The 20,598-nt window shown below is 27.5% G+C and carries 21 protein-coding genes; 3 read left to right on the top strand and 18 right to left on the bottom strand.

The genetic code is table 11. From position 1 onward, the window contains the following. Positions 1 to 190: 190 nt before the first annotated feature. The 14 genes from ccsA to ahbB form a co-directional block, all read right to left on the bottom strand. Positions 191 to 3,352, bottom strand: a complete 3,162-nt coding sequence (gene ccsA / locus AMYT_RS02180; protein ID WP_114840931.1) for a cytochrome c biogenesis protein CcsA — start codon at positions 3,350 to 3,352, stop codon at positions 191 to 193. A 111-nt stretch (positions 3,353 to 3,463) separates the two neighbouring features. Continuing rightward, positions 3,464 to 4,957: an ammonia-forming cytochrome c nitrite reductase gene (gene nrfA / locus AMYT_RS02185; protein ID WP_114840932.1), complete on the bottom strand. Its 1,494-nt coding sequence runs from the start codon at positions 4,955 to 4,957 to the stop codon at positions 3,464 to 3,466. 13 nt (positions 4,958 to 4,970) lie between these two features. Continuing rightward, positions 4,971 to 5,510 carry a cytochrome c nitrite reductase small subunit gene (nrfH, locus tag AMYT_RS02190; protein ID WP_114840933.1) on the bottom strand — a complete coding sequence of 180 codons (540 nt, stop codon included), beginning with the start codon at positions 5,508 to 5,510 and terminating at the stop codon, positions 4,971 to 4,973. Between the two features lie 315 nt (positions 5,511 to 5,825). After that, positions 5,826 to 6,212, bottom strand: coding sequence for a hypothetical protein (locus tag AMYT_RS02195; RefSeq protein ID WP_114840934.1), 387 nt, complete (start codon positions 6,210 to 6,212; stop codon positions 5,826 to 5,828). A 40-nt stretch (positions 6,213 to 6,252) separates the two neighbouring features. Beyond that, complete coding sequence (locus AMYT_RS02200; RefSeq protein ID WP_114840935.1) at positions 6,253 to 6,696, bottom strand: PAS domain-containing protein; 444 nt, start codon at positions 6,694 to 6,696, stop codon at positions 6,253 to 6,255. A 1-nt stretch (position 6,697) separates the two neighbouring features. Continuing rightward, positions 6,698 to 7,084 carry a chaperone NapD gene (locus AMYT_RS02205; protein ID WP_114840936.1) on the bottom strand — a complete coding sequence of 129 codons (387 nt, stop codon included), beginning with the start codon at positions 7,082 to 7,084 and terminating at the stop codon, positions 6,698 to 6,700. A gap of 2 nt (positions 7,085 to 7,086) precedes the next feature. Then, complete coding sequence (locus AMYT_RS02210; protein ID WP_114840937.1) at positions 7,087 to 8,049, bottom strand: WD40 repeat domain-containing protein; 963 nt, start codon at positions 8,047 to 8,049, stop codon at positions 7,087 to 7,089. 1 nt (position 8,050) lies between these two features. Continuing rightward, complete coding sequence (locus AMYT_RS02215) at positions 8,051 to 8,530, bottom strand: ferredoxin-type protein NapF (protein WP_114840938.1); 480 nt, start codon at positions 8,528 to 8,530, stop codon at positions 8,051 to 8,053. 46 nt (positions 8,531 to 8,576) lie between these two features. Continuing rightward, on the bottom strand, positions 8,577 to 9,179 hold the full coding sequence (locus AMYT_RS02220) for a nitrate reductase cytochrome c-type subunit (protein ID WP_114840939.1): 603 nt from the start codon (positions 9,177 to 9,179) through the stop codon (positions 8,577 to 8,579). Further along, positions 9,166 to 9,993: a quinol dehydrogenase ferredoxin subunit NapH gene (gene napH / locus AMYT_RS02225; protein WP_114840940.1), complete on the bottom strand. Its 828-nt coding sequence runs from the start codon at positions 9,991 to 9,993 to the stop codon at positions 9,166 to 9,168. Before napH ends, AMYT_RS02220 begins: the two co-directional genes overlap by 14 nt. Further along, positions 9,986 to 10,795, bottom strand: coding sequence for a ferredoxin-type protein NapG (gene napG / locus AMYT_RS02230; protein WP_114840941.1), 810 nt, complete (start codon positions 10,793 to 10,795; stop codon positions 9,986 to 9,988). Before napG ends, napH begins: the two co-directional genes overlap by 8 nt. Positions 10,796 to 10,844: 49 nt before the next feature. Beyond that, complete coding sequence (gene napA / locus AMYT_RS02235; protein ID WP_114840942.1) at positions 10,845 to 13,661, bottom strand: nitrate reductase catalytic subunit NapA; 2,817 nt, start codon at positions 13,659 to 13,661, stop codon at positions 10,845 to 10,847. A gap of 433 nt (positions 13,662 to 14,094) precedes the next feature. Further along, complete coding sequence (locus tag AMYT_RS02240) at positions 14,095 to 14,484, bottom strand: hypothetical protein (protein ID WP_114840943.1); 390 nt, start codon at positions 14,482 to 14,484, stop codon at positions 14,095 to 14,097. 11 nt (positions 14,485 to 14,495) lie between these two features. After that, a complete protein-coding gene (gene ahbB, locus AMYT_RS02245) occupies positions 14,496 to 15,491 on the bottom strand; it encodes a siroheme decarboxylase subunit beta (protein WP_114840944.1) in 996 nt (331 codons plus the stop codon). A gap of 142 nt (positions 15,492 to 15,633) precedes the next feature. On the opposite strand from ahbB, the gene AMYT_RS02250 reads away from it, so the two are divergent. From AMYT_RS02250 to AMYT_RS02260, 3 genes are read left to right on the top strand one after another with little or no spacing between them, the layout of a single operon-like run. Then, positions 15,634 to 16,209: a precorrin-2 dehydrogenase/sirohydrochlorin ferrochelatase family protein gene (locus AMYT_RS02250; protein WP_114840945.1), complete on the top strand. Its 576-nt coding sequence runs from the start codon at positions 15,634 to 15,636 to the stop codon at positions 16,207 to 16,209. Beyond that, positions 16,199 to 16,579 (top strand): hypothetical protein, encoded by a 381-nt coding sequence (locus AMYT_RS02255; protein WP_114840946.1) that lies wholly within the window; start codon positions 16,199 to 16,201, stop codon positions 16,577 to 16,579. The genes AMYT_RS02250 and AMYT_RS02255 overlap by 11 nt, the downstream gene beginning before the upstream one ends. Before the next feature lie 41 nt (positions 16,580 to 16,620). Beyond that, complete coding sequence (locus AMYT_RS02260; protein ID WP_114840947.1) at positions 16,621 to 17,262, top strand: Crp/Fnr family transcriptional regulator; 642 nt, start codon at positions 16,621 to 16,623, stop codon at positions 17,260 to 17,262. A 6-nt stretch (positions 17,263 to 17,268) separates the two neighbouring features. Here AMYT_RS02260 and cobA read toward each other — a convergent pair whose 3' ends face one another. From cobA to AMYT_RS02280, 4 genes are read right to left on the bottom strand one after another with little or no spacing between them, the layout of a single operon-like run. Further along, complete coding sequence (gene cobA / locus AMYT_RS02265) at positions 17,269 to 18,000, bottom strand: uroporphyrinogen-III C-methyltransferase (RefSeq protein ID WP_114840948.1); 732 nt, start codon at positions 17,998 to 18,000, stop codon at positions 17,269 to 17,271. Further along, positions 18,000 to 19,094, bottom strand: a complete 1,095-nt coding sequence (locus tag AMYT_RS02270) for a cytochrome D1 domain-containing protein (RefSeq protein WP_191287679.1) — start codon at positions 19,092 to 19,094, stop codon at positions 18,000 to 18,002. Before AMYT_RS02270 ends, cobA begins: the two co-directional genes overlap by 1 nt. Position 19,095: 1 nt before the next feature. After that, entirely contained in the window at positions 19,096 to 20,217 is a 1,122-nt protein-coding gene (locus AMYT_RS02275) for a radical SAM/SPASM domain-containing protein (RefSeq protein ID WP_114840950.1), read from the bottom strand. A gap of 1 nt (position 20,218) precedes the next feature. Beyond that, complete coding sequence (locus AMYT_RS02280; protein WP_114840951.1) at positions 20,219 to 20,530, bottom strand: c-type cytochrome; 312 nt, start codon at positions 20,528 to 20,530, stop codon at positions 20,219 to 20,221. Between the last annotated feature and the right edge of the window lie 68 nt (positions 20,531 to 20,598).

Here is a 20,598-nt window from a genome sequence, read left to right on the forward strand (position 1 = left end):
TGAGAGTCAAAAGAAGTTTTAGTAAGACTTATTATGTAGGGAAGGAGACATATATATAAGATAAAACTTCTTTGATGACATTATATAACTTTATAAAAATTATATATTTGATTTATATCAAATCAAAGTGAAATTTCCGTGATTTTTTTTAAATTTGTTAAAAAAATAGGTATTTTTTTATAAATACCTATTATAAAACTTTCCTATTTCTATAAGAAAGAAGAATTAGTATCAAAATCACTATTGCAGTAATTGGAACAAAAGTAGGAATTGGAACAGGATCACCTGCTGCATAAGAGTGTTTTCCACTTAAATAGTAATTAACTCCAAAATAAGTCATAATAATTGAAGCATAACTAATTAGACTTAATGTAGCAAAAAGATAATCAGAAATAATACCTTTTATATATCTTAGATGAATAATAGCTGCATAAATTAAAATAGATACTAAAGTCCAAGTCTCTTTTGGATCCCAACCCCAATATCTTCCCCATGACTCATTTGCCCAAATACCACCTAAAAAGTTACCTATTACTAATAATACAAGTCCAATTAAAATAGACATTTCATTTATTCTATTTGCTTCTTTTATACTTAATAAAATTGAGAAAAATTTATCATCTTGTGTTTTTTTATTTATAAAAGCAAATAAAAATATACTTATAAATCCAAGTAAAGCACTCAGTCCTAGAAAACCATAACTTGCTGTAATTACACTAACATGAATTGTAAGCCAATATGATTTTAAAACAGGAGCTAAAGTTGTGATTTGTGGTTCCATCCAACTTAAGTGAGCTACAAATAAAGTTATTCCACTTAAGATACCTGTTGTAGCTAATGCTAAATTTGATTGTTTAGAAAAAAACATCCCTGATAATACAATTGCCCAAGCTATATAAATCATTGATTCATAACCATTTGACCAAGGTGCATGACCTGCTATATACCATCTAAGAGCTAAACCAAAAGTATGAAAAATAAAACCCACAGCAAATAAAACTAAAATAACTTTTGTAAATTTTGATAAATTTAGGTTTTGTTTAAAAATATTAATAAAAATTGTAATTAAAAGTAAAAATCCTAAGATTAAATAAAAAGGTGTTAATCTTTCAAAAATATTGTATTTATTAAAAATTAATTCTGCTTTTATTTTCCAACTACTAGGTAAAATATGTGAAGCAAACTCTTCTTGATATTTTTGTATTTCTTTTAATTTATTTGTTGCATTTTCCCATAAAAGTGGATTTTTTGTTGCTTCATCTAAAGCAAAATAGTAATCTTTCATAAGTGTTTTAATTTTTAAAGCTTCTTCTTTTGGCAAATCAATATCTGAACTATTATCTAAAACTCTAATTGCAACTGAAGATTCAATCCATCTATTTTTTTCATCATATTTTATAGGAAAAGCTTTAAAAAAATCCCCTGTAAAAAGAGTATAAGCTATATTTAGTCTTTCATCTACTTTTATAAGTTCTTTATCAAACTTAGTTCTTAATGCAGGTTTTTTTGCATTTGCATTTTCAAGAAATTTTGTAAGTTTATAATTTCCTTGTGCATCATAAATATTTTTAAAACTAATTGTGTTTTTATCTATTCCTAATATTTTTTTCAATTTATCATCATTTATTTTAATAAATTCAATTTCTTGCCAAATATTTGGATATATCATCATACTTAAGAAAAATTGATTTGCATCTAAAGAAAAAATCTCATTTTTTCTAGTTAGTTTATTTATAATCTCAATAGCTAAAGAATTAATAGGTTTGATTCTTCCTTGATAATCTTGAATTAAAACAGAACCAAAATATTGTGAGTGTTTTTTATTTATATTTTGAATAGTTTTTAAACTTTCTTCATTTGCAAAAGTTGAAGTTTGAAAAAATATAAAAAAAGTAGCTATTAAAACCATCAGATTGTTTTTTAAATAGTAGCTTTTTTTTATACTTTCAAGAGTATACTTTTTATTGCTTAATTTTCTAAATCTTCCATTTTTACTAAAAAGATTTAAAAATAATCCTGTAAAAAGTAAAAAATATCCAATATATGTGGGAACTTTTCCTGGGTCTTTATTTACAGATAAAATTGTTCCTGTTTCATCAGTTTTATATGAAGATTGGAAAAATCTAAACCCATTATGATCTAAAGTATTATTCATATAAATTCTATAAAACTTTTCACCTTTTAAATCTTTATCCACAATTTCAATATCACTTAAGTATGAAGAAGGAGAGTTAGACCCTGGGTATCTTTCTAAACTAAAATCAAGTAGTTTTAAACCAAAAGGTAGAGTTATTTCTTTACTTCCCCATTGCATTTTAAGCTCTATATTTTTATCAAGTTTTACTTTATTAACATATCCTCTTGTTGCTTCAACAGCTTTAAATAAGGCTACTTGTTTATTTATATTTTTGTACTTTACATCAACTAAAATAGCATCAACTCTATTTTCTTTTTTTGTTTGACTTTGGGGTAAACTTACAACTTTTAATGCGCCACTAACACTAGCTTCTTTTATCATAAATTCAGTTTGTCCAACTTTGTATACTCTTGAAAGATAAGCAATTTCTTCTTCATTTGCTTTTATTTCACCTTCTAGTTTATCTTCTATTGAATACCAAGAAGTTTTTATATTTGATTTAAAATAGATATTATTATCTTTTGTTGTAAAAGATACTACGGGTTTTTTAGAGTCTTTAATCTCTTTATTTAATGAAAAAGATAAAAACATTGTCTCTTTTTCATCTTGTTTTTTTAAATCTATACTTTTCATACCATTTAAAGTAGAAACAATTATATTTACCATAGGTATTCCATCTTTTATATCTACTATTTTTTCTGCTGCATTTGGTACAAAACTATTAAAAGTAACTTCAACTATATCATTATTTAAAGTAAAGTTATGAGAAAAATCTGTTTGATTTAATTTTGTCATTAATACTTTTTGTTCAAACTTTTGTTTTTTATCATTTTCTTTAATTTGCATTTGCACAAAATGATCTAAAGTATAAATTTTATTTTGAGTTTGACCTTCACTAATAGTCATAGTAGCTTCATATCCCACATATCTTGTTAAAGCTGAACCTAAAAAGATAAATACAAATGAAATATGAATCATAAGAATTAAAAATTTTTCTTTTTTATACATTTTAAACCAAAAGATATTGAAAACAACACCTATTGTTAAAAGAAGCATTATTGTTTCAAACCAAGTCTGTCCATAAATAAAAGACTTAGCCCCAAGTGGTCCATAATCATTTTCAACAAATGTAGCAACAGCACAGGAAAAGGCAAAAAATAGCATAAGTACAGTCATTAATTCCATACCAAAGAAAGTTTTTATTATTTTTTTCATTAAAAGACCTAAAAATTTATTAAAATTTACAAGTAACACCGAAGGAAGATAAAGGGAGGTGTTACTTATAAATATTATAGTATAAAAAGAGGAGTATATCCTCTTTTTATTTTAGTTATATGAAGTTTTGTGCTCAACATCTTTTGTTGATTCAGGATTATAGATACCTTTTTTCTCAGCTTCTTTTTTCCATTCTTGTAATAAACCATCATTGAATTGTTTTTTCTCTTCAATTAATTTATTAAATGGTAATCCAATAATTTTTTGAGCATCTTCTTTTGAATAATTAGCAGGTGCTTTATAATCACTTGCTCCATATTTAGCTAAGATTTTAGCTAATTTAATTCTAGCATCTCCAGCTTTTTCTAAAGCAGTACCAAGAACTCTTAAAGTCTCTTCTGGTGCGTGGAAGAATGCTGGGTGAGAAGCAACTGCGTAGTCCCATCTCCATTGTGCATGTCTAATATCTTTTAATGCTGGTGCCATTTCTTCTTTAGTTGCACCTAATTCCCAAGCTTTACCAGCTTCTAAGTGTGCAGCAGAAATTTGTTTCATAGCTTTTGTATGTAACTCATCTTTTCTTGCTTTTTTCTCAGCAATATTAGCAAGTAAAGATTTTTCACTTACTCTATGACAATTCATACAAGTTTTACTCATATTTTCTAAAGGATTTCCAATATTATGGTCAGTATATTTAATACCACCTTCTTGAGTATATGGCATGTGACAATCTGCACAAGATACATTGTTTTTACCATGAGCACCTGTTTTCCACATTTCATAACCTGGGTGTTGTGCTTTTAACATTGGTGTTTTAGAAATTTTGTGTGTCCAATCAGAGAATTCTAAATCATCATAGTATTTCTCCATAGCTTCAACAGAAGTTCCATTTGCCCAAGGTAAAGTTACAACAGCAGCTTTTTTACCTGCACTTGTAGTTTTTTTAGCAAAATAGTATTCAACGTGACATTGAGCACAAACCATTGTTCTCATATCTTGTTGGCTTGCATTTGCTAAATCAGTAATTCCAGCAGCTTTTAAAGCATCATCTAGATATTTTCTATTAACTTGTAACTCCATAGTTTTTGGATTATGACAATCTACACATCCAATAGGATTTATAATATCAGAACCATATTTAGACCATTTACCACTATAATACTCATCATCACCTTGCTCAGCCATAATTCTTGGAACGTCTGGTGATTTACATGTCCAACATGCAGTTGGCATTGGTCCTGTTTTTTCATCAACTGGCCCACCAGTTCTTAGAGTATTTCTATTATCTTCGATTGCATAAAAGTGCCCTCTTGGAGCATTATAATCTTTTGCAAATCCATATCCTGCCCATAATACTACTAATTCAGGATACTCTTTTAACATATCATGGATTTCATCAGAATTTTTTGTTTTTCTCCATGAATCAAATTGTCTTGGATAATGAGTTCTAAACTCTTCACTCTTAGTTTCCCATCTATTATCCATTTGTGGAACACTATTGATCTGTTTTTGCTCTTCTTTCTTTTCATTAATTGAAGCAACTAAAGCAGACATTAACCCTATCGCTATTAAAGAAATAGCAAGAAGTATTTTATATTTTTTCATGACAACTAACCTTCTATTTCATTTTTTCTTTTACCCCAATATTATATGGAGTAGAAACTAAACTACGAACTTTACCATGTGGCACATATTTGTGACACTCCCAGCATTTTCGACCATTCTCAAGACTTCCGTCTTCACCACTATGATATTTGTCAGCATTCATCTTCAATGTCGCATTTTCACTTGCATGACATCGAACACAATTTGCTTGTACACGGTTTGCTCCATCATCACTTATATGAATATTATTCTCATAAGTGTTTAATGTGAATGCAACTGAGTGATTCCACCCATCTATTGCTTTAGATTTGTATTTAGCTACAAAATTGTCAACAGGTAAGTGACAATCAACGCATCCTGCCACATTTTTATGTGAACTATTTTCCCAAGTTGCAAAAGCTGAATTCATTGTATGACAATTAATACAGGCTTTTGGGTCACTTGATAAATATGACAGCATGTTAGATGCATATACTGTGTAAACAAAAAGCGAAGCGGCAACAAGAAGACTTAAAACTGTCCCATAAACAACAATTTTTTTGTTCTTTTCCATCCTATATCCTTTAAGTTACACTGAAATTATAAAATTAATTATATACAACTTTCTTGATCTAAATCAAGAAAATATATTTTGAGTGAATGGTCATTCGTTAATTATAAAGAAAAATTATGAAACTTTTTTTGTAAAAAAAATTTTACCATTTTTGTAAGTGTCCATTAAATGGTAGGTCTAGCTAAGTTATTATTATAAAAAATTATAATAATAAAAGTGTGACGTAGTAGTGAAAAAAATATATAAAAATTACAAATTTCTTAAAAATAAAAATTAAATTTAGCTTTAAGCTTAAACTTTTAAACTAATTTTTTTTTATTTTACAAAAACTTTGGAATCATATGTCTTATTATCAATACTAACTTTTATATATCCATTTGTTACATTGTAGTGTTTATATAAAAGTGTAGTTCCAATTTTTATTTTATTTTTATTAAAGATTGATTCTTCTTTTTGTAAGTAGCCTTTTGAGTTTCCTATATATACATTTGGAGTTGTATAGTAAAAATTTCCAAAAACAGAAACTTTGGTAAAGCAAGTACCATTGTAGTCATTTTTTGTTTTTCTTATATGTTGGATATTTTCGCCATTTCCATTTTCATCAAATATTCCAATAGCTCTAGCTTGTCTTATATTTGTTGAGTTAGCATATAAAGTAAAAAATATAGATAAAACTACCTTTATTAAAATCAACTTTTTCATAGGTAATTTTATCTATTTATCGTGCAAAAATTGTGTAGTTTTATATATATGAGACAACTCTTATTGATTCATTGTCTTGTTTTTTTATTTTGTCATATAATCTTTGGTATTTTATTTTATCTTCAAATGAGATTGGTGTTCTAATAGATTTATATTCAACTAATTTTCCATCTTTTTTTACAGCACTTATTTGTGCATAAACCCAATAATATCCCCTATCTTTTCGTAAGTTTTTAATAAAACCACTCCAAGATTTTCCTTCTTGTAAAGTTTTCCATAACTCTTTAAAGATTTTTTTGGGCATATCTGGATGTCTTACTATATTATGTGGTTTTCCAATTAATTCTTCAACTTCATATCCACTAATTTGTGCAAAAGTTTCATTTGCATAAGTAATATTACCTTTTAAATCAGTTCTTGAAACAATAAGCTCATCTTTAGGAACAATAGTCTCTATTAGAAATTCACTCTCATTGTATTGCATTTTACTTTCCTGTTTTATCGAAATGTTTAGTAAACCCGTAAATATCTTTTTTCTTTAAATCCCCATTATAAACTATTTCTTCAGGTTTTATATTATCATCATTTAGCATACTTGGAACCACATCTGAGTTTTCAAGCACTTTCATATGTTCATTTAGTTCATCTTCACTATAAGCCATTTGCATATCAGCACTAATTATATGAGGAATACTTTCAACAACTCTTAGTTTCTCCAATTCTTCTTCAACATTTTTACCTTCAATAGTAATAATAATTCTTCCTAATTCATCATGCACATGATAATCACAGGCTTCACATTCTTTTAAATTTTTCACTACTTCATCTAAATATTTTGGTAATGTTTGAACTACTATACTTGAAATATTCATTTTTAATCCTTTAATTTATAAAAATTTATTTTTTTATCATCACTTGCAACAAAAAGTTCTTTTTCATTTAAAAATAGAATTTTTGTAATAGTTTTACTATTTTTAGTTAATAAATAAAGCTCTTTTTGCGTTTGTGTATTAAATACTGTAATATTATTTTGTTCATCACTTGCAAATGCAGCAAGTTGCGAACTTGGAGTTAATCCACAACTGTATATTAAAAAATTGACTTGTTTATAATAAGCATCAGAACTATTTTGGCTATTATAAACCACTGCTCTTCTATCTTGACCCGCTGTTAATATTATATTTTTTTTCCAATCAACTTGATATACATTATCCAAATTTTGTTTTTTATAATCTTTAATAAAAGTTGCATCTTTTGTATAATATTCATGTAAAACACCACTTTCATCAGCAATAACAATCTTAGATTTATCATCATTTAAAGCAAAATCAGAAAATTTTGATTGAGAGATTTGTTTAATAAAAAGTTCTTTTTTAGTTTTTAAATCATATAAATATAATTGATTACTTAAAAGAGAAAAGATAATTTTATCTTTTGATAAGAATTTTGCTTTTGCAATAAACATTCTTTTTTCATCTGATATGATTTTTGTAAGTTGATTATCTTTATATAAAAAGATATTTCTTCCACCTTTTTCCCCTTGAGAAAGAATAAGAATACTATCTTCTAAAATATCTACACTATAAACTTTTGCATCAACTTTATCACCCATAAAATCCAATATTTTAGGAAGTTCTATTCTATTTATTAAGCTTTTGCTTTGTAAATCAAAAATATCAATGCTACTTAAATCAGTAGAAGCTAATAGTTTATGTTTATATACAACTAAATCTGTAACTGCTCCCTTTGCTTCTAATATTGAAGTAGGAGTTAAAATCTCTTTTGAAAAAAGTGAAGTTGTTATAATAAAAATAAAAATAAATTTATAAAAAGACAAATTATTCTCCTATTTTTATAGCATCACTTGGACAAACTTTTATACAAAATCCACATGATGTACAATTCTCATTTATTTGAGGTCTAAACATAGCTAAAAAATCTATAGCATCATCTAAACAAGGGTCTTTGCAAGAAAAACACATAGTTTGATGCCAGCTTAGACATTTTAGTATATCTATTGTTATTTTTGTATCAATATTTCTTTTATTTTCGATTTTTAAAACTTCATTTGGACACACTTTAGCACACTCATCACAATAAGTACAACCACTATTTGAAAAGTCTAAAGTTGGAGTTTTATCTTCTTTTATAATTATAATATTTTGTTCACAAGAGAGTGCACAAACTCCATCACATTTTATGCATTCCCTTTTAAACAAAGATTCATCTTCAAAATAAGGAGGTCTAATAGCTTTTAATTCTTCTTGTTTTTTTGAAAAAGTAGATTTAAATGAATTAAAAAAATCTCTTCTTTGCATTATTTCCCTTTTAAAATAAGAGAAACGAGTTCTCTTATTTTATATATTATTTAACACCTTCGTTAATATTATCTATTAAGTTAGATGCTTTATTTGCATCTGTAGCTCTAAAATCTGCTTTAAAATTATTATCAACTAATTGCCCTTCAGATTGTGGTGCATGACATTGACTACAATTAAATCTAGCTCCTGCTAAATCATTTAGCTTTCTATTTGAAACAAGTAAATCACTTGTATTTTCAACTGTTTTTCCATTTTTTACTATTTTACCATCTTTTGATAAATGTGTTTCTGGTCTAAAGTCAGTAAAGTGTGACTTTGGAATTGGAGTTGCATTCATAGACTCAGCAATTCCAGGTAAGTGACAAGTTGTACACTGATTATCTTTAATAGTAATTGGTAACATACCATCTACACTATGTGGAATCATTGGAGGTGCATTTTCAAATGCTCTTTCAAATGTTACTCCTGTTCCTGGTACAGCTTCTTTGTACATTGTTTTATCTGCTACTGTTGTTTGCTCAGTATACAGGTCTGTTTTTCTTAAGCCTAAAGACTCTTCACTAACAGTTTGTGGGCTTGACACACATCCTGCAACAAATATTGCAGCAGCTGTTGCAATACCTAAAGCAATATTAGTTAATTTCATTGTATTTCCTTTTTAAATTTTTTATCGAAAAGTTAAGAGCTTCATCATCACATACTTCTACACATCTTCCACAGTTTGTACACTCTCCTGAAACTACAGGAATTGAATCTTTTGTTACCATAAATAACACTTGTGATTCTGGACAAACCTCTTTACATTTCATGCAAGCTGTGCAGTTCTCATGATTATGATGAACTCTAATAAAACTAAATTTCCCAATAAGTGAATAAAATCCTCCAATTGGACATATATGACCACACCAGCCATTTTTTAACACAAAAAGATCAAATAAAAATATAATTAATATAGCTGCCCAACCAAAACCTAAACCAAAAATAATTCCTCTATGTATCATTGATACCGGTGAAATAAACTCAAAAGCAGTTATCCCCATAAAAAATGAGATAATTAAGCTTAAAGCTAAAACATAATATCTAATATTTCTACTTGCTGGTTGTCTTTTTTGAATTTTATTAAATTCAAATTTTCTTCTAATATAGTTACTTAAATCAGTAATCATATTAACAGGACATACCCAAGAACAAAATGCTCTTCCACCTATAAACATATAAAATAGGATAATTATTACTGCACCAATTATAATATCCGTTGCAATAAGCGCACCTGCTGCAAACATTTGCAATACAGCATAAGGGTCACTAAGTGGGATAACATCAAATAATTTTGATGAACTTAGATTTCCAACTAAAATATTAAGTCCCCAAATATTAGCAGCAATATAAAGTACCATTAAAGAGATTTGTGAAACTCTTCTTAGAAGTAGGAATCTATTTTTTTTGATTAAATTAATCATCTAAAATTCCTCCTAAATCATTTAAACTATCTACTGCTTTTCTCTCACTAAGTTTTGTCTTAGTAATTTTACTTGTGGCCTTTTCTAGCCGTTTTTCATCATTTTTATCCCAGCCTTTGATATAATAATCTCCAGCTTTACCTAAGGCAACTTCTCTTGGTAAGACAAAAATAGCTGCTTTTTCTGTAACACAAGCTTTTTCACATAAACCACATCCAGTACATGCATCTGCATGAACTACGGGTTTTAAAAAGGCATGTTTCCCTGTTCTTTCATTTTTTGTATATTCAACTGTGATTGCTTCTCCTAAAATTGGACAAGCTCTATAACAGGCATCACATTGAATACCCCAAAAAGCAATACAACTATTATCATCTATTACAGCAACACCCATATCAGCTTTTTTAATATCAAGCTTATTATTTGTTGTTACTAATTTTTCATCAAGTGCACCAGTTGGACAAACTGGGACACAAGGAATATCAGGACACATGTAACAAGGAATCTCTCTTGGGACAAAATATGGTGTTCCAAGTGGTTTATTATCTCCTGGTTTTGCTAACATTAATGTATCATATGGGCAGGCTTCTACACACATACCACATTTAATACAAGTTTTTAGAAAATCATCTTCTTTTAGTGCAGCAGGTGGTCTAAGTAGAAGTGTTGATGCAGTTACTTCATCCACATATGCACTCCACATTAATCCACCTAAAGCAGCAAGACCCACTGCTCTTGCACTATTTAAGAAGAATTCTCTTCTATTCATTTTTTGATCTTTTTTTGGAATGTTATTGCTCAAGACAATACTCCCTTTTTTTATTGAAGATGAATTTCATCTTCAATTTAAATTATGCTTTATAAATTTTTACAGCACATTTTTTAAAGTCTGTTTGTTTTGACATTGGACAAGTATAATCCGCACAAACTTTATTAATAAATACTTTTTCATCAAACCAAGGTACAAATACAAGTCCTCTTGAAGGTCTATTTCTTCCTCTTGTTTCAACTCTAGCTTTTACTTTTCCTCTTCTACTTTCAACCCAACATAATTCACCTTGTTTTACTCCATATTTCTTAGCATCTTCTGGATGTATATAACAAAGCGCTTCAGGTACTGCTCTATATAATTCTGGAACTCTCATTGTCATTGTTCCTGAGTGCCAGTGCTCTAATACTCTTCCTGTTGATAACCATACTGGATATTGCTCATCTGGCATTTCAGGTGCATCCATATAAGGTCTTGCAAAGATTTTAGCTTTATTTGGTAATGGAGTTTTATTAGGGTTTGTAACACCTTTTAAATCACCATATGGTAAAGCTTTTGCTAATTTTCCATAGAAAGCATGAGAATTTTCAGTTGTTCCAGCTTTTTTATTTGCTTTTGCTGCATATGGGTCATATTTAGTATTAAATCTCCATTGAGTCTCTTTACCATCAACAACTGGCCATTTTAATCCTCTTACTCTATGATAAGTATCAAAGTCAGCTAAATCGTGTGCATGTCCTCTACCAAAGTCTGCATACTCTTCGAATAGGTATTTTTGAATAAAGAATCCATACCCTTCCCAAGTTTTTCCATCACTTCCTTTAACATTTCTGCTATCTCCATATCCTTCAGTATTATCAAAACCTGCTTGAATTGGGTCTTCTTGACTTAATTTATAAGATTTAGCTTTACTATTTGCAAATAAAATATCAAACATAGTCGTATTTTCATTATATCCCATAGCTTTAGCTTCAGAAATAACACTTGGTAATTTTTTACCATTTCTTAGTGTCCATTCACCCCATAAATCTTTAACTGTAAATCTTTTTGATAACTCTACCCATTGCCAAATATCTGACATAGAATCACCTATTGGTAATACTTGTTGTCTCCAATGTTGAGTTCTTCTTTCTGCATTACCATAAGCTCCCCATTTTTCATAAATCATAGCAGTTGGTAAAATAAGGTCAGATACTTTTGCTGAAATACCTGGGTAACCATCAGAAGTTACAATAAAGTTATCCATTTCTCTTGCTGCTTTAATCCAGTGACTAGCACTTGCAGTATCTTGATATGGATTACATACATTAACCCATGCAAATTTAACAACACCATCTTCAATATCTCTATGGATTTTCATAATATGTTGATTTCCAACAGGGTTAATTGTTCCTAATGGAACATTCCATGCTTTTTCAGTGATTTCTCTATGTTTTGCATTTGCTACCATCATATCTGCTGGTAATCTATGTGTAAATGTACCAACTTCTCTTGCAGTTCCACAAGCACTTGGCTGACCAGTTAAAGAAAATGCTCCTGAACCTGGAATTGCTTGTTTATTTAATAAAAAGTGAACATTATATGCAAGTGTATTTACCCAAGTACCTCTTGTATGTTGGTTCATACCCATTGTCCAGAAAGATACAACTTTTCTTCCTTTTTCAATATATAAATCAGCTAATTCTTTAATTTTTTTCTTAAATACTGCATCTGATTCATCAGGGTTACCTTTAGATACTTTTGTTACATAATCAGCATTATAAGGCTCTAAGAATTTTTTATACTCTTCAAAAGAGATTTCCCAGTGTTTTAATCCAGCTGGGTTATTAACCATAACATCACCAGCTTTATAACCATATGGTGCAAGTGCTGGAGCTTCATCTTCAGAAACTACTTTTTTCATCTCTTTTTCAATGATTTCCATCTCTTTAGCTGTATATTTACCTTCAGTAATGGCTTTTTCACCAGCTCTTCTCATACCATAACCCATATTTACTGGGCTTGCTGCAAAGATAATATGTTTTTTAATAAAATCCCAGTCAATTGATTCAGGGTTGTTATATACAATTTCTCTTGCAATATAGTTCCATAAAGCTAAGTCTGAATTTGGTTTGAAGATAATTTCAATGTCTGCTATATCAGAAGTTCTGTGTCTATAAGTAGAAAGGTTAATTATCTTTACTCTTTCTGGATCTGATAATTTTCTATCAGTTACCCTTGACCATAAAATTGGGTGCATTTCTGCCATATTTGAACCCCAAGATACTACAGTATCAGTTAGTTCAATATCATCATAACATCCAGATGGCTCATCAATACCAAAAGTTTGATAGAAACCAACAACAGCAGATGCCATACAATGTCTTGCATTTGGGTCAATTGCGTTACTTCTAAATCCAGCTTTCATCATTTTTTGAGCTGCATAACCTTCCATAACTGTATATTGTCCAGAAGCAAATACTCCAACACCTTCAGGTCCAGAAGCTTTTAATGCTTTTCTAATATGAAATTCCATTTCATCAAATGCTCTTTCCCATGAAACAGGAGCAAATTTACCATTTTTGTCAAATTCACCTTTTTCATTTACTCTTAATAAAGGTTGCTTTAATCTATCTGCACCATACATTATTTTAGCGTTAAAATAACCTTTAATACAGTTAAGACCTCTATTTACTGGTGCTGCTGGGTCACCTTTTACTGCTACAATTTTTCCATTTTTAGTAGCTAACATAATCCCACAACCAGTACCACAGAAACGACAAGCTGCTTTGTCCCATCTCCAGTCACCCTCAGTTTTACTTGCTGCTGCTTGTAAAGGCGCAGGTACATTCATACCAATCGCTGCGGCTGCAGAAGCTGCGGCTGAACTTTTAAGAAAATCTCTTCTTGAAAGCGACATTTTATCTCCTTTGTTTTTTGTTTCATATGAATTGTAACACTTATTTTTCTTATAATTATTGACCTTAGTCAAATTTTATAAGTTTTAATTAAGATAATAATTGTCCTTTTTAATGACACTTTATAGTTATAAAGTTTTAATTAAAAAACACACCAAAGAGCGAATTTAAAAATAAGAATTTATTTTAGGAGGCTAAATAACTCATATTGAAGCCTTTTATTTTATTTGGAAGCTAAAAGAGATTACAATTACTAAAGATAGTAAAAGAACTAGATATTGATTATTTAATTATAATTTATCATAATTACAAAAAAGTTACAATAAAATGAGTTTAAGGTTTAAAATTTTGATTAAAGTTCTTTTTTTAGGTATTTTAAAGTAGTTTAAGAATTAAAAAAAGTTTTAATTCTTAAAAAAATAAATTAGTATGGGGTTACTTAATTTTAAGTTCTATTGGAAAATACTCAATACATCTAGCACTAAAAAAATCTCTTTTATAATTTGCAGAGCTGAAAAGATGGTTATTTAAACTCCAATCATTTGATTTTTCAATAATTACACTTTGAGCAACTTTTCTTAAGGCTTTACTTTCACAAATAACTTTTTTACCTTCATTAAAGGCAGTTTCTACTTTGTGTATTCTATTTGTAGTAACAAAATAGTGTGTTCCAATAAAAATACTAAGCATAATACTTATAATTAAGACTCCTTTTTTAAGAGCATTTGGAGGCATAAATTTTCTTGTTGTTACAAAAATAGTAATTATTAAAATAAAAGCTGCAATAGCTAAATATCCCGCTTCAAGTTTTAAAAATAGTTCCATTTGTAAATCCTTTATAAATATTTATCTTCCCAAAGTTTAAAATCATCACTAAAATATTTAATTCTAGTTTTTTTAAACTCTTTAGAAGAGTAAAGTGGTAAGTTTGATTTATAGTCAATCTCTTTTTCTATATTTTTTATAACTTCATTTGTCTCTTTTTGTGTTTTTCCATGAATCATAGTAAATAAGTTATAGTTCCAGTTTTTATATTTAGGTCTTAAATAACAATGGGAAACATTTGAAAAACTTGCAGCAATTTTGCCTATTTTTGAAGCATCTTTTTCTTCTATATCCCATACAACCATTGCATTTGCATTAAATCCTGCTTGTCTATGATTTAAAATAGAAGCAAATCTTCTCATAATACCACACTCTTCAAACTGTTTTAAAATAGTAAAAAATTCTTTATAATCCAAATTTAGTTTTTCTACTATATGTTTAAAAGGCTCACTTATAAATTCAATATCATTTTGTATTTCTTTTATAACATTTAAGTGTATTTGATTAAGTTGCATAGTTTTAAACTCTTTATTTATAACTTTTTCTTTTTTATCTTGTTTATTTGTAGTATCTAATTTAACAGAGATTTTAAAAAGTTTTAAAGTGGGTAAAACTATATAATCTTCTGCTTTGCATAAATTTGCAAGGCACTTAACAGTTTTTTCTAAAGTAGTTTTTGAATTTGGAGAAATAGCAAGAGTGAACCATATATTATACCTATGGTTTCTTTCATAATTATGAGAAATTCCAGGATGAGAGTTTAGTATCTCTACTGCTTTATTAATATTTTCTTCTTTTACTTCAAAGGCAACTAAAGAGGACGTAAAGCCTAGTTTTTTTGTATCTAATATAGCAGAGGTTTGTCTTATAATCTTGTTTTTTTTCTCATCTTGAAGTATTTTTAACACCTCTTCTTCACTTATATTTAACTCTTGAGCAATTTTAAAAAAAGGTCTTTTAGTAAGAGGAAAATTTTTTTGTATTCTATATAAAATTTCATTTCTCATTTTTATATCCAAATTAAATTTTTCAAGTATAACAATAATTTTACTTCTAAACATTGACATAAAACAATAATTGATTTAAGTTAAGGTTTTTAGGTATAAATTTAAATATAATTACTCATTAAGAATAAGTAAAAGAGAATATATGGCATATTTCCCAGCATTTATAAAATTTGAAAAAAAAAGAGTATTAATAATTGGTGGAGGCATTATTGCCCAAGAAAAATTAGTACATCTACTTGAATTTACATCTGATATAACACTTCTTTCAAAAGATTTTACTGAAAATATTTTGGATTTAATTACTTTAAATTCTTTAAAATATATAAAAAAAGAGTATGAGATTGGTGATATAAAGGGCTATGATATTATTATTGTAGCAATTGATGATATTTCTTTACAAGAAAAAATATATATTGAAACAAAAAAGTTTAATTGTTTATGTAATTGTGTGGATTTACCTAATTGTTGTGATTTTATTTTTCCTTCATATATAAAAAAAGGAGATTTAACAATTGCAATTTCTACTTCAGGAACTTCTCCTGCTTTTGCAAAAAATCTTAGAATTTATTTAGAAAAAATTATACCCAATAATGTAAATGAATTTTTAAAAAAGATGAAAGAGTATCGAAAAACTATGCCTAAAGGTAAAGATAGAATGAAGTTTTTAGATAAGCAAGCAAAAGAGTATATAGAAAAATGGAATAAAAATGAAATCTAAACCCCTATTAATTATCGCTTTTTTTATTATCTTTATGTTTTTAAGTATTTTTGCTTTAAAAGAATCAATGCCCTCATATAAAAATAAAAGAGTTTATACCATATTAGAAAATTATATACCTTATATTATTGAAAAAAGAGCAGGGGGCTTATCTATTGTTGATAAAACAACTGGGGTTAAAGAAAAGCCACCTGCAAAGCAAGTTTTTTTAAGATTGGAACAACTAGAAAAGATGTGGGGAAAAGAGTTTTTAAAATTAGATAAAAATATATTAATTATTTATAATAAAGATAAAAAAGAAGTTACAAAAATAACTTTAAAAACAGATGAGGAATTAAATTGGGTAAGAGAGTATTTTCAACTAAAATAAACTCTTCTTTAATTTAATGGCATATTAAAAAAGGGATTCTTATGAAAGCTAAATTAAAAGAGATTTTTCTATTTAAAGATTTAGATGACAATACCTTAGATAAAATTGCGAAAATAACTTCTATACTAAGATTATCAAAAGATAATATTTTATTTTATGAAGGAGAAGAATCAAAGTTTTTGTATCTTCTTACAAAAGGTATTATAAAAGTGTATAAAACCTCTTCCAATGATAAAGAGATAATCTTAAAATATTTTCATGCCAATGAGTTTATTGCAGAAGTTGCAAATTTTGAAAATATTGCTTATCCAGCTACTGCTCAATGTTTTATTGATTCAGAAGTTTTAAAAATAGATTTTTTTAAATTAAAAGAGATTATTTATTCAGATCCAAAACTTGCTTTTGTAATACAAACTTCTTTAATAAAAAAAATAAGAAATTTAGAAAAATTAGTCTCTTTACATATTGTTTTAGACTCAAAAGAAAGAATAGCAAAATATATTTATGAGCAGCCAGAGCAGTTTTTTAATACTAAAAATATAATTATTGCAGAGATTTTAAATATCTCTCCTGAAACCTTGTCTAGAATGTTAAAGGGCTTTAAAGATGAAGGTATAATTGATATAAAAAATAAAACAATAAATAAAGAAAAATTAGAAGATATTTTTAGACTACAAAAATAAAAGTGGTTATTTAAACCACTTTATTTTCTCTCTTAAATTTACTACTTCCCCAATAATTATAATAGCAGGTGTACACATATCTTTTGAAGCTTCAACAATCTTTTCTAAAGTTGAAACTATTACTTTTTGATTTTTTGTAGTACCTTCTGAAATTACTGCACAGGGATAATCTTTACTTTTGCCTAAACTAAGAAGCTTATTTGTAATAAGTTTAATATTATGAAAACCCATTAAAAAAACAATAGTTTCATCATTTAAAAAGCTTTCCCATTGAATTTGTGAGATTTTTTTATTTGAAGTTTCATGTCCTGTAACTACTCTAAAAGAAGTAGTAATTCCCCTATGTGTTACTGGAATCCCTGCATATGCTGGAACACTAATACAAGAAGTTATACCTGGAATAATTTCAAATTCTATATCTTTATTATAAAGATAAATAGCCTCTTCTCCACCTCTTCCAAACACAAAAGGATCTCCACCTTTTAATCTAACTACATTTTCATATTTTAAAGCTGCTTGGTAGATTATCTCATTTATTTGTTCTTGTGGAACACAGTGCTTTCCATCTTTTTTTCCCACATAGATTTTTTCACAAGTTTTTTTTGCTAAGTTTAAAATCTGTGGATTTGCAAGTCTATCATAAATAATTATATCTGCTTGTTCAACTACTTTTACTGCTTTTAAAGTTAGTAATTCCATATCTCCTGGACCTGCTCCTGTTAAATATACTTTTCCCATTATTCACTCCTTTTATAAATAAATATTCCAGAAGGTTTTTTAATATCTAAAATCTCTTTTTGAACTATCCATTTTTTAGTATTAATTACTGCAACTTTATTTGAATCATTTATAGACACATATAATTTAGGTTTTTCTTCTGACCATCTTAAATGTAAAACTTTTCCATCAAATGTAAAACTTTTTATAATTTTTAAAGTTTTTGTATCAATTATTTCAATTATTGGAAAATCTTTTCCTGAATAAGTAACAGCAAGAAAATCTTTTTTAGGGCTTAAACTTGTAAATACAGGTAATCCTTTTGTTTGTATATTTTTAATAAATTTAAAATTATTATCATATACCAATACTTTTTTATCTCCTACAGCTGGTACAAATACTTTGTCTCCACCAATAGACCAAAATCCAAAATGTGGAACTTTTAAAACCATTTGTCTATTTTCATCTAAGAAAATCTTTACTTTTTGAAATTCCATTTTCTTTAAATCAACTACTCCAAAATGCTTAGAAGTAAAAAAACCAACAATATATTTTTCATCTTTTATCATGGCATCAAAAGGAAGTTCTCCAACTTCTTTAAATTCTTTATAAAGTTTAAAATTAGGCTCTTTTTCTCCTAGATTTAAATCTTTATATATGGAAATAGTATCTTTATTCATTTGTGAAAAAATTAGATAATTGTTATAAATTTTTATACCTACGTTTTTAGAATCAGTAAAGATTTTTTTAATAGGTTTTAAATCTCTTGTTAAAATATCTACGCTTTTATCATCATAATTTGCAACTGCCACATAATACTTTGCTACAACAAAACCAATTGCAGATTTTGAAGTTTTATAAGTAGCTGTTATTTTTTCTAAAATAGGATCAAATTTAATTATATATCCATCTCTTGAAATAACATAGCCATCTTTATCTTTAAACTTTACAACACCATGATTCATATTTTTCATATTTTTTATTGTGTTCTTTTTAGAGTCTTTAGAAATAACTGCAAGTGACGAGTCTTCTCTTTCAACTATAAAAATCTTCTCTTTTGCTTGTAAAGAATTTAATATTATAAATACAAATAAATATATTTTAAAAAGCTTCATTTTAACTCCTAATCTCTTCATTTGTTAAATAACAAGAAGGATCTTCTTGCCATAAATCACCACTTAAAGCATAAGCTCTTGCCCTTGAGCCTCCATTGCAAATATTGATATATTTGCATATTTTGCATTTTCCTTTTATTTTTCTTGGAAAATTTCTTAATTTATTTAAAATCTCATTTTTTGAATTATTCCAAATTTCATTAAAAGACATTTGTAGATAATTACCAATAGCAAAAGGGAAAAAAGGATCTGGTTTTACAACTCCTTGCCAATTTATATTTCCTAATCTGCTTCCACAAGAGTTACCTTTCCAGTTTAATAATCTCTTTTCTAAATTTAAAGCTTTATGGGGATAATCTTTTTTAAATCTATTTAAAAGAATTATGGCATCCATCTCCATATTACCTGTAACAATATCTATATCTTTTTTTTCTTTGTAATATTCAAAAGCTTTATCTATAATATATTCAACATATTCTCTTCTTTTTTCTTTTGAAATATCAATATCTAAATTCTCTTTTCCTCGTCCTGAATATACTAGATGAGAGATATAAAATTTTTTTACATTTAACTTTTCTACTAACTCAAACATCTTATAAAAACTATCTTGAGTCTCTTTTGTAAGAGTAAATCTAATACCTACATTTCCACCATGTTCTTGTATTAGTTTAATAGAGTCAATAGCTTTTTTATAGGCACCTTTGTGTCCTCTGAAATTATCATGTATATCCTCAATTCCATCAATAGAAATACCTATATAATTAAAAGTATTTATGATTTTTTCTACATTTTTCTTATTTATATAAAATCCATTTGTTGATAAATAAGTAAAAATTTTTTGTTCTTTCATATAAGAGGCTATTTCAAAAATATCTTTTCTTAAAAGAGGTTCTCCCCCTGAAAAGATTACAAAGTTTATATTTGATTGTTTTAGTTCTTTTGTGGTTTTTTTTATTTGTTCTAAAGTAAGAGTATCTTTTTCATAAATATCTGCTTTACTATAACAGTGATGACAAAGTAAATTACAGCGATTTGTAAAATTCCAAATTATTATTGAGCCATTTAACATTTTAGAGTGAGTCTCTTCAAATGTTGATTTTATTAGATTTGATAGACGTAACATTTTAGTTTTCTTTTTTAAATGAGATTATAAAATTTGTAATTTCATCTAATTGTTTAATAGTTAGTTTATCTTTAAAACTTGGCATAACTGATCTTTTATAGCCTAGTTGTATATAAGTAGACCTAGGTGCAATTATATGACCTTGAATTTCTCCATAAGTTCTTTTACTTGCAATTTCTTCAAAAGAAGGACCAAAAGCAACAGATGTTTGATGATGGCAACCCCAACAATACTCTTTAAATACCTTATCATTTGAAAAAACCGATGTGTAAAGAGACATTAGTACAAGTGGTATTTTAAATACAAGCCACATTTTGTACTCCTTTATGCTTTAACTATAATAATCTTATCATAATAGAACAATCTTGTACTTGATGTTTA

Origin of the sequence: Malaciobacter mytili LMG 24559 (genome assembly GCF_003346775.1) — a bacterium.
In the GTDB taxonomy this organism is placed as follows: Bacteria; Campylobacterota; Campylobacteria; order Campylobacterales; family Arcobacteraceae; genus Malaciobacter; species Malaciobacter mytili.

Bases quoted from the DNA above. Each gene is read 5' to 3' on its own strand.
- ccsA (WP_114840931.1), bottom strand. From the start codon at position 3,352: ATGAAAAAAATAATAAAAACTTTCTTTGGTATGGAATTAATGACTGTA.
- nrfA (WP_114840932.1), bottom strand. From the start codon at position 4,957: ATGAAAAAATATAAAATACTTCTTGCTATTTCTTTAATAGCGATAGGG.
- nrfH (WP_114840933.1), bottom strand. From the start codon at position 5,510: ATGGAAAAGAACAAAAAAATTGTTGTTTATGGGACAGTTTTAAGTCTT.
- AMYT_RS02195 (WP_114840934.1), bottom strand. From the start codon at position 6,212: ATGAAAAAGTTGATTTTAATAAAGGTAGTTTTATCTATATTTTTTACT.
- AMYT_RS02200 (WP_114840935.1), bottom strand. From the start codon at position 6,696: ATGCAATACAATGAGAGTGAATTTCTAATAGAGACTATTGTTCCTAAA.
- AMYT_RS02205 (WP_114840936.1), bottom strand. From the start codon at position 7,084: ATGAATATTTCAAGTATAGTAGTTCAAACATTACCAAAATATTTAGAT.
- AMYT_RS02215 (WP_114840938.1), bottom strand. From the start codon at position 8,530: ATGCAAAGAAGAGATTTTTTTAATTCATTTAAATCTACTTTTTCAAAA.
- AMYT_RS02220 (WP_114840939.1), bottom strand. From the start codon at position 9,179: ATGAAATTAACTAATATTGCTTTAGGTATTGCAACAGCTGCTGCAATA.
- napH (WP_114840940.1), bottom strand. From the start codon at position 9,993: ATGATTAATTTAATCAAAAAAAATAGATTCCTACTTCTAAGAAGAGTT.
- napA (WP_114840942.1), bottom strand. From the start codon at position 13,661: ATGTCGCTTTCAAGAAGAGATTTTCTTAAAAGTTCAGCCGCAGCTTCT.
- AMYT_RS02240 (WP_114840943.1), bottom strand. From the start codon at position 14,484: ATGGAACTATTTTTAAAACTTGAAGCGGGATATTTAGCTATTGCAGCT.
- ahbB (WP_114840944.1), bottom strand. From the start codon at position 15,491: ATGAGAAATGAAATTTTATATAGAATACAAAAAAATTTTCCTCTTACT.
- AMYT_RS02250 (WP_114840945.1), top strand. From the start codon at position 15,634: ATGGCATATTTCCCAGCATTTATAAAATTTGAAAAAAAAAGAGTATTA.
- AMYT_RS02255 (WP_114840946.1), top strand. From the start codon at position 16,199: ATGAAATCTAAACCCCTATTAATTATCGCTTTTTTTATTATCTTTATG.
- AMYT_RS02260 (WP_114840947.1), top strand. From the start codon at position 16,621: ATGAAAGCTAAATTAAAAGAGATTTTTCTATTTAAAGATTTAGATGAC.
- cobA (WP_114840948.1), bottom strand. From the start codon at position 18,000: ATGGGAAAAGTATATTTAACAGGAGCAGGTCCAGGAGATATGGAATTA.
- AMYT_RS02270 (WP_191287679.1), bottom strand. From the start codon at position 19,094: ATGAAGCTTTTTAAAATATATTTATTTGTATTTATAATATTAAATTCT.
- AMYT_RS02275 (WP_114840950.1), bottom strand. From the start codon at position 20,217: ATGTTACGTCTATCAAATCTAATAAAATCAACATTTGAAGAGACTCAC.
- AMYT_RS02280 (WP_114840951.1), bottom strand. From the start codon at position 20,530: ATGTGGCTTGTATTTAAAATACCACTTGTACTAATGTCTCTTTACACA.